The sequence below is a fragment of the Cyclobacterium amurskyense genome (assembly GCF_001050135.1).
Lineage (GTDB): Bacteria > Bacteroidota > Bacteroidia > Cytophagales > Cyclobacteriaceae > Cyclobacterium > Cyclobacterium amurskyense.
The window spans coordinates 1,988,837-2,002,037 of record NZ_CP012040.1 but is presented as its reverse complement, the minus strand read 5'-3'; the positions used below and the strand labels follow the sequence as shown (position 1 = coordinate 2,002,037).

10 protein-coding genes are annotated in these 13,201 nt (G+C 38.3%); 7 read left to right on the top strand and 3 right to left on the bottom strand.

The window, feature by feature from the left end:
• The first annotated feature begins 53 nt into the window (after positions 1-53).
• The 6 genes from CA2015_RS08215 (at position 54) to CA2015_RS08190 (ending at position 6,039) form a co-directional block, all read left to right on the top strand.
• Positions 54-362, top strand: coding sequence for an HU family DNA-binding protein (locus tag CA2015_RS08215; protein WP_048641475.1), 309 nt, complete (start codon positions 54-56; stop codon positions 360-362).
• A 19-nt stretch (positions 363-381) separates the two neighbouring features.
• On the top strand, positions 382-1,203 hold the full coding sequence (locus CA2015_RS08210) for a tetratricopeptide repeat protein (RefSeq protein ID WP_048641474.1): 822 nt from the start codon (positions 382-384) through the stop codon (positions 1,201-1,203).
• Between the two features lie 177 nt (positions 1,204-1,380).
• Complete coding sequence (locus CA2015_RS08205) at positions 1,381-2,952, top strand: Rne/Rng family ribonuclease (RefSeq protein ID WP_048641473.1); 1,572 nt, start codon at positions 1,381-1,383, stop codon at positions 2,950-2,952.
• 352 nt (positions 2,953-3,304) lie between these two features.
• The gene (locus CA2015_RS08200; protein ID WP_048641472.1) at positions 3,305-3,691 is read left to right on the top strand and encodes an acyl-CoA thioesterase; all 387 of its coding nucleotides are present in this window, start codon (positions 3,305-3,307) and stop codon (positions 3,689-3,691) included.
• 324 nt (positions 3,692-4,015) lie between these two features.
• Positions 4,016-5,353, top strand: coding sequence for a sensor histidine kinase (locus CA2015_RS08195; RefSeq protein ID WP_048641471.1), 1,338 nt, complete (start codon positions 4,016-4,018; stop codon positions 5,351-5,353).
• Positions 5,353-6,039 carry a response regulator transcription factor gene (locus CA2015_RS08190; RefSeq protein WP_048641470.1) on the top strand — a complete coding sequence of 229 codons (687 nt, stop codon included), beginning with the start codon at positions 5,353-5,355 and terminating at the stop codon, positions 6,037-6,039. Before CA2015_RS08195 ends, CA2015_RS08190 begins: the two co-directional genes overlap by 1 nt.
• A gap of 63 nt (positions 6,040-6,102) precedes the next feature.
• On the opposite strand, the gene CA2015_RS08185 is transcribed toward CA2015_RS08190, so the two are convergent.
• Entirely contained in the window at positions 6,103-8,835 is a 2,733-nt protein-coding gene (locus CA2015_RS08185) for a TonB-dependent receptor (protein WP_048641469.1), read from the bottom strand.
• Positions 8,836-9,169: 334 nt separating this feature from the next.
• Here CA2015_RS08185 and CA2015_RS08180 point away from each other — a divergent pair, with 334 nt between their 5' ends.
• A complete protein-coding gene (locus tag CA2015_RS08180) occupies positions 9,170-9,958 on the top strand; it encodes an NIPSNAP family protein (protein ID WP_048641468.1) in 789 nt (262 codons plus the stop codon).
• Positions 9,959-10,042: 84 nt separating this feature from the next.
• On the opposite strand, the gene CA2015_RS08175 is transcribed toward CA2015_RS08180, so the two are convergent.
• Both CA2015_RS08175 and CA2015_RS08170 read right to left on the bottom strand, forming a co-directional pair.
• The gene (locus CA2015_RS08175; protein ID WP_048641467.1) at positions 10,043-11,488 is read right to left on the bottom strand and encodes a nucleoside hydrolase-like domain-containing protein; all 1,446 of its coding nucleotides are present in this window, start codon (positions 11,486-11,488) and stop codon (positions 10,043-10,045) included.
• A gap of 231 nt (positions 11,489-11,719) precedes the next feature.
• Positions 11,720-12,637 (bottom strand): DUF302 domain-containing protein, encoded by a 918-nt coding sequence (locus CA2015_RS08170; RefSeq protein WP_048641466.1) that lies wholly within the window; start codon positions 12,635-12,637, stop codon positions 11,720-11,722.
• Between the last annotated feature and the right edge of the window lie 564 nt (positions 12,638-13,201).

Here is a 13,201-nt window from a genome sequence, read left to right as displayed (position 1 = left end):
TGGTTAATAGGAGGTTAAGCCTCAATTGAATTACACAAAAAAAAATTAAGACAGTGACTAAAGCAGAGGTAATCACAAAGATTTCGGAGAAGACAGGTATCCAAAAGGATGATGTTACACAGACCGTTGAGGCGTTTTTCAAGGTTGTAAAAGATTCAATGGCAGAAGGAGAAAATATCTATGTTAGAGGTTTTGGCAGTTTTATAAACAAAAAAAGGGCTAAAAAAATTGCTAGGAATATCTCTAAAAACACAGCCATTGTGATTGATGAACATTACGTTCCAGCTTTTAAACCATCTAAATCATTTATTGAAAAAATTAAAAACAGCCAAAACGTAAAAGAATTGGCTCCTCAGGACTAAACCCCTGAAAGATTTGACTATGAAAAGATCCCAAATTATTTTCGTTGTTGCAGGTATTATTGTTTCCTACTTATTGTATAGCTTGCCCATGGTGGTAGTTGACAATGAGGATAAGGGGCTTTCTGAAGACGGAAATAGTCTGGGATCTGATTCATCAAGTGAAGAGAATAACCACGGGAATTCATTAAGTAGCAGCGACCTTGAGGTCATCGATAATTTGATGGCTGAGTTAGATGGAGAGGCTGGTACGGAAAATTTTGTTATATTCGCTGATTCAATTGCTAAAGTTTATCAAAGCGGAGGCAAATTGGATAGTGCTGCTTTTTATTACGGTCTGATTGCCGAGAAAGCGCCAGCTCCTGAAAATTGGGAGAAAGCGGGGAATGCCTATTATGAGGCATTTGGTTTTTCCATGGAAGAAATGAAGACCAAAAGGTTGGGAGATAAAACCCGCTTGTATTTGGGCAAAGTTTTGGAGGCCATGCCTGAAAGGCTTGATTTGAAAACCAAGATAGCGATGACATATGTGTCTTCAGCCAATCCTATGCAAGGCATTACCATGCTACGTGGGGTTTTGGAAGAAGATCCTACAAATGAGGAAGCCTTGTTCAATATGGGAATTTTGTCGATGCAGAGTGGTCAGTACAAAAGAGCTGTTGAACGTTTTGAAACACTTGTTGAGCATCACCCCGGAAATATTCAGGGGCAATTTTATTTGGGGGTAAGCTTGTTTGAATCCAATCAGAAGAAACTAGCTAAAACTCAATTAGAAGGATTACGTAAGCAAACTACAGATCCTCAGATTCTTTCGGGAATCGAGAATTACTTAGATAGATTATAATCAAAATATTGTTAAACTAAAACTATAAAATTATGCCTTGCGGAAAAAAAAGGAAGAGACATAAAATCGCTACACACAAGCGCAAAAAAAGATTGAGAAAAAACAGACACAAGAATAAGAAATAATCTTATTTCTGTACAATTAACACGTTCTTTTATTTCATAACAGAGACACAATTTGAGTTCAGAATTATTAATTGATTCATCTCAAAATGGTAGTCGAATTGCCCTTCTCAAAGATAAAAGCTTGATTGAGCTTCATGTTGAAGAAGAAGACAATAAGTTTAAAGTCGGAGACATATATCTTGGTGTTGTAAAGAAAATCGTAAATGGCTTAAATGCTGCCTTCATAGACGTAGGTTACGAAAAAGATGCTTTTTTGCATTATCAAGATTTAGGACCACAGGTTAACAGCTTAAGTAAGCTGGTAAAATTAACCCGAAATAAAAACCACAAAGGTTTCGACCTGAAGGGTTTTGAAAACGAACCTGAAATAGACAAACTTGGTAAAATAAGCCAAGTTTTGTCTAAAAACAATCAGGTGTTGGTACAAGTTGTTAAAGAACCGATTTCTACGAAGGGGCCTAGATTATCCTGTGAGCTCTCCCTTGCTGGTCGATACTTGGTATTGGTGCCATTTTCTAATACAGTGAACGTATCCAAAAAAATACGTAGTGCTGATGAAAGAAAAAGGTTATCCCGGCTTATCACTTCCATCAAACCGGCAAACTTCGGTGTGATCATCCGTACAGTGGCAGAAGGACAATCTGTCACCGAATTGGATAAAGACCTCAGGTCTCTTTTAGAGACTTGGGAAGATGGAATGCGAAAGCTTCAGAAAGCCAAAGTTAAAGACAAAATCATCGGAGAAATGAGTTTGGCTTCTTCTATAATTAGAGACCTACTCAACGAATCTTTCGACGCAATCACGGTAGAAGATGAAGTAATTTATGATCAGATGCGGTCTTATATAAGATCCATTGCTCCAGAAAAAGAAAAAATTGTTAAGCTTTACAACGGAAAAGCGAAGCTCTTTGAAAGTTTTGGTATTGAAAAACAGATCAAAAGCCTGTTTGGAACTACTGTTAGTCTCCCCCAAGGCGGTTATCTCATTATTGAGCATACAGAAGCCTTGCATGTAGTGGATGTTAACAGCGGTAACAAATCAAATCAGGAAAGTGATCAGGAAAATACTGGCCTGAAAACCAACATGGTGGCCGTAAAAGAAATTGCAAGGCAACTAAGGCTTCGCGATATGGGAGGAATAATTGTGATTGATTTTATCGATATGAAAAAGGCCGAGAACAAAAGGGCTATTTTTGAAGCGATGAAGGACGCAATGAGAGATGACCGATCCAAAAATACGGTACTCCCACTTACCAAGTTTGGATTGATGCAAATCACCAGACAACGCGTTAGACCTGAAATGAACATAGTAACCAAAGAAATTTGTCCTTCTTGTAATGGTACAGGCAAAATACAGGCCTCCATACTTGTGGCAGATAAACTGGTAAAAGATTTAGAGCACATTGCAGTTCACCAAAACGAATCAAAGATTAAAATTGCATTGCACCCTTATTTACATGCCTATTTTACACATGGCATTTATTCTAAAAGGATGCAGTGGTTTTTTAAATATTATAAATGGATCAACCTGGTTAAAGATTCTTCACTACCGGTGACGGAGTATAAATTCCTGGATATTTCAGGAGAACCTTTAGAAATAATTATTAAAAGCGAGTCTGAATAGACTCGCTTTTTTTTATGCCTATTTTTTTTTATCCTTGCATCTTAAACCCGAAATATGCAATAGACATTCTATTACGTGCTGAAATCGCTTCAAAATCAGCTACTTCGTTACTGTTTTCAATTTCACCATAGCGGTGCTATGCTAAAATCTCCAAACAGTCTGATTTTCTTGCGATTGCAATACTTCCCGTAAACACGGGACAGGCTATCACCCCTGACCATTGTCAGGGCGGAGAAATCCTACTACATAATCCGGGTTAAAGGAAAAATAACCTCTAAAATCATAATTTCCATTATACCTTTGATCTATAAATTATTGGCAACAACTTTTTTACATTTATAAGTTTTTCTCTATGATTCCCGAAGATAAAATCAAGCAATCCGATACCCGGATATTCAAAGCGGTATTTCCAAATACTACCAATCACTATGATACCCTATTTGGAGGTAAAGCCATGCAATTAATGGATGAAGTGGCTTTTATTACAGCTACTCGCTTTAGTAGGCAAAGAATGGTAACAATCAGTAGCGATAAAATTGATTTCACTCAACCCATCCCTGCCGGGACCATCATTGAGCTTTTTGGCAGGGTAATCCATGTAGGAAATAGCAGCCTTAAAGTGAGAGTAGAAGTATGGGTAGAACAGATGTATGAGGAAGGAAGGGAAAAAGCCATTTCCGGGACCTTTACTTTTGTGGCTATTGATAAAGATAAAAACCCTGTTAAAATTACGGTGTAAATAACCTTCAAAAAATCATACTTGATCGCAATTCGTTATGTTTAATTAAGTAATTCAAGTGCATTATGCATCTGATCATTTGCCGGTATTAGCAAAATTGAAATTTGAGCCTTGAGCTTAATCTGCTATATTCAATTAAGGGTAACTGTTTTCTGAGAACAAACCTAGGTGAAGTTGATGATTTCTACCTTTTTACTTATCAATTGGCTTTGGATATAAAAGACTAGTTTTTTCCTGTATTTTTACTTCTAAAGTAAAGGTTAAAAAAGTTAAGGAAATGTTAATTTCTCAGCTTTTATCGGGATTACCCACTAACTAGTAGAAATGATTAAGCAATTATTAGGAAAATGGCTCGACTATGTCAGGGATCATATATATGTGATTACCATCCTAATCTCTATTGCAATGGTGGGGCTCCTCTTTATTCAATACAGTTTAATCAAAATCGATATTGATGTCCAAAGAAAAATCTTCGAGAAGGAAATAGATTCCATACTGGAAGACTTAGAAAGCGTTTTAAAAGAAGACGATGAATTGACCAATCAAGTCATTGAACTGATTGGAGATAAGGTGCACCCAAAAGAGAAAAGGGATTCTACCGAAAAAATTCTAGTGGTTAACGTAAAAGACCTTACGGATAGCCTGCTAATGAAACACGAGTTGGGTTATCTTGAATATGAGTTTGCCTTCTACCAACGCCTCAAAGATACCATTGCTTTTAGTTCGGCAGTAGACCTGTACCAACCCCATTTTCAAAAATATTCCTTTACACCTGGTGACCAAATTCGCAAGGAATTTGGTAAGGGAAAGTTTAAATTTGGGTTGTTTTTTCATAACCAATCCCTATTTATTGCTTATAGGATTGCTCCTACTTTATTTATAACTGCCTTTTTTGTACTGCTTTTACTTGGGAGTTTTTTAAGTACTTTTCTAGTACTAAAACGTCAGAAATTGATTTCTCAACTCAAAAATGATTTTATCAATAACCTGACACATGAACTTAAAACGCCCATTTTTGCCTCTTCGATTATCTATAAGATTATCAGGGAAAAGCGAAAGATTTTTACCGATGAAGAACTGGATTATCATTTGCATCTACTAGAGAATGAAAACCAGCTCCTTAAAAACAAGGTGGAAAAAGTGCTGGAACTCAGTGTGCTTGAAAATGGCAATCCCGGATTGAATTTCGAGCAGATCGATATTCATGCTATAATTAAAAGAAAGGCAGATGTCTATAAAGTGCTCATAGAATCCCAACAAGGGTCATTGCACTTTTTATTTAAAGCTACTGAGCCTTTCATTTGTGGAGATGAAATGCATTTGGGCAATATTTTGGAAAATTTATTGGACAATGCAATTAAATATTCCGATACCACTCCAGAGGTGTTAGTGAAAACGTATAACGCCAACAACCATTTGTATGTAGAAGTTGTCGACCATGGAATAGGAATAGAACCTGATAATTTGCCATTTGTTTTTGATAAATTTTATAGGGTAAGCCATGGCAATTTGCATAAAATTAAAGGATTTGGCTTGGGACTTAGTTATGTGAAAATGATGGTAAATTTACATGGAGGAGAGATTGAAGTGAAAAGCAGTCTGGGACAAGGAACTTCCGTGATTCTGAAGTTTCCAGTTGTTGAAACCAATAAAGAGCAATAATGGATCCAAGGATATTATTAGTGGAGGATGACAAAATTTTAGGTTATGCGTTAAAAACCTATCTTGAAATGCATCAATTTGTGGTCTCCTGGCAAACAGATGGGCTTCAGGGCAAAGAAGCATTTATTGAACAGCCTTTTGATCTCTGCCTGATAGATGTGATGATGCCTATAATGGATGGCTTTACCCTGGCAAGTGAAATTAAAAAAATAAACCCTGCAACACCCCTGATTTTCCTTACGGCCAGGTCCATGAAAATTGATAAACTTCAGGCTTTTCAAAAAGGAGCTGATGACTACATCGTTAAACCCGTTGATGAAGAAGAGCTAATTGCGCGAATTAAGGCAGTATTGCGGAGGGTTTCCATTACTCCAACACAAACAAATAGTTACGCCATTGGCCACTTGACTTTTGATTGGAACAGTCGAAGGTTAAACAACAGCAAAGAAACCATTGTGCTCACTGAGAAAGAAGCGGATATTTTACGACTTCTCTGTGAGAAGAAAAATCAGTTGTTAGACAGAAAGTTCGTGCTAAAAGAATTATGGGGAAAGGTAGATTACTTTAACCGAAGAAGCATGGATGTTCATATGGCCAAGTTGAGAAAGCACTTGCAAATGGACCCCAGCATTAGTATCATCAATATCCATGGAAAAGGCTATATCCTGGAGGATAAAACCGAGTAATTCCTTTCTAACCGCTGGCCTCAAAAACGCTACCTTCATACTTTTCATTCCTTTGATTTCGGATTAAAAATCTGAATTGGAGGCTCCAAGAGAGAAGTGCCGTAAATTATAAGTAAACGTCATCATAAAATACCGGTTCAATACATTGCTCTGCCTGTCTTCGATATAGAGTTCGTTGACCGTCCTTTTCACATTTGTATTTTGATTGAGTAAGTCAAAAACATTCAAACTTAATTCGCCTCTCTGATTTCTAAATATTTTTTTACCGACACTCATGTTTAGCAGCACAAAGCTTTGGCCAATGCTTTTGGCCAATCCTGTATTTAATTGGTGGTTAAGTTCCATCCGGTAAACAAGACCCTTGCCAAATATCCAATTGTAGTTTACTCTGCTGTTTAGGTTAAAATAGTTATTGTTGATATTTTGCCTTAAGCTATTGTTTACCATGGTGTAAGTGGCCCTTGTGGAGATATTAAAATCCACTTTTTCACTGATATTGCTACTGCTTGAGAGTCCGGCCCTTAATTTAGTAGCATTGGTGAAGCTTACAATTTCATTGATCATTCCTGGGCTTTTGCTAAGTTCAACGCCTCCATATAGGCCCACATTAGATTTGATTTTATCTATTGGTAAACCATAATTGAAATAGGTCTTTATTTTCCAATACCCATTTAGATTGACCGGTTTAGATAATTGAGCACCTTTTTCTAATACAATCCCATCCCCAAGATCCATTTTCTCCTCTGCGATTAAGGTGCTTGAAGAAATCCTGTCGTTTTCAAAACTTGATTGTACATCGGCGATAAAAGACCTATCCGTGTCCACATTTGTGCTTTTATACCTAAGCCTAAATCGATTTGAATAGCTCTGAACTAAATCCGGGTTCCCACTTTTTAACTGTATAGGATTGGTAATGTTAATTACCTTCTGTAGTTCACCCACTGATGGAGCATCGGTATTCGTGTCATAATCAAATTCTAATATTTGAGTTGATTTAGGTTTGTAATCTACTCTCAATGTAGGCAAATAGTTCTGAAAAGTTCTAGTTAAATAATCTTCATTGGGAAAGTGTTGCCTGTTTTTTAAAGAAGCTGACTCATAACTCATTTCAGCCTGTAGCTTAATTTTTTTGCCAGAATACTGATAACCTAATTCTGATTCTTGCTTCAAATAGGTGCTGTTAAACTTATTGCTTAATGCAGTGTCTAGTATGGAAATGTAGTCATCGCTATTTTCCTCTGAGATTAGGTCTGAAAGCCTTTGATCCGAATCTTCGATACGATTACCAATCTCGTATTCAAACTTCAACCTACCCATTTTGCCCAAAGGCTCAGTGTAAGAAAAGTCAGCTTCCCAGGAAAGCCCTTTTCTTTGCCTAACTGTTTTTTGATCCAGGTTTTCTATTTCTTCCTCAGGGTCATAAAAAATATTTTCCGCTTCACGTACACCATAGTCCTCATCCAGGTGGTTTCCGGATTCAATGCCAATGGTTGCTGTTCTGCCCACCTTTTGAAACCGCTTACTATAATAAATATCGTTGGTGAAATCAAAATTCGTACTGTTAACATTACTGGTATTGGTGGTTTGATTGATGATTTTGTCTAGCTGCTCTGTCTTTCCAAAGAAATCAGACCTTTCCATATCTGTTTCTGCAGAGACCTTTGTGACAACCAATAAGTGATTGCTACTATCTATGTCATAAGTCAACCTCAAATCAAATGCGTGTTCTTTGTTTCTTCTCACATTTGATTTTTCTTCGCCGTAGCGCTGTTCGTCCTCAGTATTTAAAGTATAATCCCTTACCAAGGAGGAATAGCCATTATTCGTTCTGTCCCGGTATTGATAGCTGGTGTTTACCTGCAATTTATTTGTTATTAGGTCACTGTAGTTAATGCCTAGCGCATTGTATATAATGATACCATCCTGAGGTCTGGATTCACCTATAGTATTGACATCACCGGAATAATTTAGTGCGTTTATATTATTGCTTAATCCTGTTATGGTAATCCTTTGGTCATTTTGGAAGGCATTCAATCCCATACCCAATAGGTACCGGTCATTGCTCCCATATCCGGTTGTCATTTTACCAAACTGCCCGGTTCTGTAAGCTGGGTTTGTAATAATATTTATCGTTTTTTCCCTTTCTCCGTCGTCAAATCCACTAAACGAAGCTTTGTCGCTTAGCTTATCGAAGACTTGAATGCTTTCTACCGCTTCTGCTGGAAGATTTTGCAAGGCAGCCTTTACATCCGTTCCAAAGAATGGCTTTCCATCTACAAATATTTGAACGATGGATTCGCCTTGCGCCTGTAGTACACCATCCATCATGTTGATACCTGGCATTTTTTCAAGTAACTGCTGGGAAGTGGCATCACTAAGGGTCTTGAAGGCATTTGCATTGAATTGAGTAGTGTCGCCTTTTTGGGTACCAAGGGATCTTCTGGCAGAGACCGTCACCTCATTTAGTTCAGTCAGTGCTTCCGCTATTTTAATGTTACCTAAGTCTATCCTGGTATTTTGTAAACTGATTGGTTTGACAAAACTTTGGTAACCTAGATACCTTGCCTCTATCAGGTAGTCGCCGGGTTTTAAATCAGAAATATCAAACTTGCCATTCAGATCGGTAATGGCACCGGATGCCAATGATGAATCGGCCTTGTTTAATACCACAATGCTTACTCCGGGAATGGATAAGTTTTCCTTTTCATCCAGAATTTTACCCGTGATAGATTGTGCATTTGAAAACAAAGGCAGAGAAAGTACAGTTAGAAAGAATAAATAGCGCAGCGATTTCATAAGGATAGTTTATAAGTCCAAATGACTTAAATTTTTGAATGCGCTTGGGAGAACCAAAAGTTAATTACCCTTACTGAATAGTTAAAAGGGTTAAGCAAATGTTAATTTGAAGGAATAGTGAGGGTAATAATGGGGTTTGGATCAAATGTTCCTGACATTTATTATTGACTTATCCGAAGTTTTGGCATGTCTGTTTTTTTAGATAACTTGTAACAAGGGTAAGAAAATAAGGCCTCTCCAATCTTTAAAATAGCAAAAAGTGAGAGGGTAATTTAGGTATTTTCCTTTTGCTACCCTTTCGTTTTGAATAGTTTACAAATAATTACAAAATAGTATGAAAGACACCATGATGTTATTTTCTGCGGTAGCCATTTTATTGCTTACTACCGCTTTTTCCTTCGCCGGAAAAGGAGATTTTTACCAGATAAAAATTTATCACTTCTCCACAAGCGATCAGGAAAGTGTTATTGATGAATACCTCGAGAAAGCGTACCTCCCGGCCATGCATAGGGCTGGGATTGAGCATATTGGGGTATTCAAACCTGTTGCTTCAACTGAGGGAAATAAGCCCAGTGAAAAGTTAATTTATGTGCTGATACCCTTTAGTTCTCAAAAGGAGTTTTCTAAAATCGATTCCAAACTTGCCAAGGACCAACAATTCCAATCAGCAGGTGCCAAATACCTAAATGCACCCTATACCAATCCTCCTTACGATAGAATCGAATCAATTTTATTGAATGCCTTCGAGAAAAATCCAAAATATGATGTTCCTGATTTGAGTGGGCCAAATAAAGACAGGATTTATGAATTGCGTAGCTATGAAGGCCATACTGAGAAGATATCAGAAAACAAGATCAAGATGTTCAATGATGGCGACGAGGTTGGTCTATTTAAAAGATTGGGATTCAATGCTGTTTTTTATGGTGAGGTTATTTCAGGGCCAACAATGCCAAACCTGATGTACATGACGACTTTTGAAAATAAAGCCGACCGTGATGCCCATTGGGATACATTTCGTTCAGATCCTTATTGGAAAGAGTTGTCTTCACTTCCACAATACCAGAACAATGTCTCAAAAAATGTAACGCTTTTTCTATATCCTACCGATTATTCGGACATTTGATTATGTAGATTTATGACTGGAAATTCATTTTCCAGTCATAAATTATTGCCTTTTTACAAATATGCTTTTTTGATTCTCTCCACCTTAAATTACAGTAACTATCACACGCCTGTATCTGGTCAATTGAGGGCTTCCATTGTCAGTCACTTCACAGATGATATGGATGGTTTGACCTGGCTTGGCATCTTTAGGTACTGTTAGCGTAGCTTTTTGATTTCCTGCTTTCTGGATCAATACCTCTCCTTTATACGTTCCAGGGTCCTTGTATTGCCACCAGGAATACCTAAGTTCATCCCCATCTGGGTCATGTGAACCTGCTGCACTTAGCTCTATTTTTGCTCCTGCCTTAAGGGATAAGTCCTGAGGGTGAGCAAGGACGACGGTAGGTTCGTGGTTGGCCTCCTGGTAGGATTTGATGGTCCAATCGGCACGTGCAGCAAAATCGTTTTGCATTGCTACGGTCCAACGCCAAAGCGGTTCCAAATAATCCGTCAACTCCTGGTCATTGGGAATGGCTTCTTTGAGCCGCTCTCTCCCCCATGCAGAATTTCCATACCACCTTCCTTCAGGATATTTGTAAGAAGGGTCAGCCACAGGGTCTAGCCAGGTGTTTTCCCGCACCTTTACATACCTGCCACCCCAGCCTCCAAAGTCCGGTGATTCCATGCTTCGTAAACCTGTAGGAATGGTATGAAGAAAGGCAGGAGAATCCCCTTCGGATCTAAAGTCTCCTTCTTCGAAACCCTTGTCTCCTGATTTATGCGCAGGATACATGGATAACAAAGGGCCGTGGCCTTCCAGAATGTTTTCCTTCATCCAATCGGCATCCAGGTATTTCTGTTGTTCAGCAGGCAGATACTTTTTCCAATGATAGAAAATGGCAATAAACTGATCTGAGATGATGGTTGGGATATTGAATTTTCCCCAGACAGGCCGAATGTATTTTTGGTAGGTATCGTCTTGTTCCCAGATAAAATAGAATCGGATTTTACTGGCTACCTTTTCCATCATGTCTGCATGGTCTTCTTCTATTGTTTTCAATGCCCTTGCTATGGTATTGGTTCCGCCCCAGGCTTGAATCCAAATCGGGCGATCATCAGATTCATCCAAGAGCACTTTAACGATATGTTGGGAGCCTGCTGTTATTTTTTCCATTTCTCCTTCGGTCTCTACATTACCGAGAAAAGTGCGTTCTCTGAGGTAGGCTGCGGCGGGAAACGCTTTATCATGTTTGAGGAGGTTGGGTTGAACCTTTGCATAAGCTTCCAGGTAAGGAATTGCCCAGTCGTCTCCTGCCCATTTGTGTCCATGCCAATGGTACTGAGAACTGGAGGTAATGATCCCTTCTATGTCCCATTCATTGGCATAAAGCAGGAATCGAACCAGGGAGCATTCATCATCTATTTCTCCATCACTTGTGACGATGACCCTAGGTTTTAATGGTTTTTCTTGGGCAGAGATCTCCCCACAGAGGCAACTTATTAGGAGTATGAATAATAGTAGGGGTGAAAAATGTTTAAATGGTTTCATAGGTTTAATGTTAAATAGGTTAGGCTAATTATTACGTTTTTAATCTATCAAAAAGTATTGCCTAAAACAAGCCACTAGACCAAATAAATTATCTAAGAAACCATCACCTGATAAAATGAGTAGGATTGGACTAAAAGTAAAATCTTTACCTGACCAATAGATCAAGTGAAGATTCTTATAAAAGCATATTGCTGATTTACCTAAAACAAGCTAAGAGAGCGGTAGGGGAAATCAATTGTTCCCAGCTGCGGCGTTGGTTATATTTTGAAGGGCATTGCTGATTTGATCAATTTCCGTCTCACTTCCTGTAATCTGATGACGCATACTCAAAAATTCAGGGTCATTGTAAGAAAGGTGGACTTTACCATCAGCATCTTCCCATACAAGAATTTTTTGGGGTAAATCCAAACCTATTGTTTGAGATTCCTGCATTAATGGTGTACCTAAATTGGGATTGCCGAATGTTATGATTTTTGTAGGCCTCAATTCAAGTCCTTTGCTTTGGGCATTTGCCTGATGGTCTAACTCCGCCAAGATGGAGAGGTTTTCATTTTCGGAAATGATGGTTTTTAAACTTTGGTAGGTAGCTTCGAAATCCTGGGAGCTCGTTACTGTTTCTATCCCTTCATTTGCTGTAACCGATTGAGAGAAACTACTGCTTAGATCATTTTGTATTGCTCCACCTACGAGGTTTTCCAGTGCAGCGGAAATCTGAGTGAGGTTCTGCTCCCCTCCTAAGGCATGACGCGATGCCAAATATTCTGTGCTATTGTAGAGGGCAAAAACGGAATCTTCCATTGTGTAAAACAATACTTTTTGTGGGAGGTCTAATCCCGCAAGCTGATTTTTTTGCATTAAAGGAGTGCCAAGATTAGGGTTTCCGAAGAAGATAATTTTGGTTGGGCCTAATTCTTTACCTAGAGAGGCAGCGTTTTGTGCATGATCTACTTCTGCCACTATTCCGATTTGATCGTTGTTATTCAGTGCCGTTTTTAATGCGGTGTAAGCCTCCTCCATGGGGACTTTACTTATCCCAAATTTTGTGCCGGTAACTTTAGGGTTAATGTCTTTATCTGGCTCGTTGTCGGAAGTAACATCACAGGCAGCCATTATGAGCACACAACTGAAAATTGAGATTATTTTATACATTTCAAATTTCTTTAAATAGATACTTAGATTATATTTTTTAAGTTGCTATTTGTACTTCAATAACTGTTCCAATATTTAATTTCACTTTTCCAGTAAGTTGGGGTGTTTGTATAGGTAGTAATATAACGTTAGTTGGTGCCCTTTTTTACATTTTAATTGAGCCTGCTTCGGTTAGATTTTGTCATCATTGTTGCGGAAAAAAAATGCAACAATGCCGCCAAAATCATCCACATGTTTTTCCTTGTCCACGGGTTAAGCACCCGTGGTTATTGTTGTTGAAGCCTTTCAGGCTTCTTTCGGGAAAAGGTGTGATTGCGTTTTTTCTGGTAATACTGAAGATTTCCTTTATAGCCACTAAAGCTAAAGGATTTAGGGAGTTTATTTTCTCAGAAGTTTTAGCTAAATCGGATTTCTTGGATGGATAAAGCTTCTCTTACTACACATCAATAAATGCTAAATTTAAACCCAGATTATGTAATAGGATTTCTCCGTTCTGACCAATAGTCCGAGGTGAAGCCTGTCCCGTGTTTACGGGAAGTGTTGCAATCGCGAGACAATCAGGCT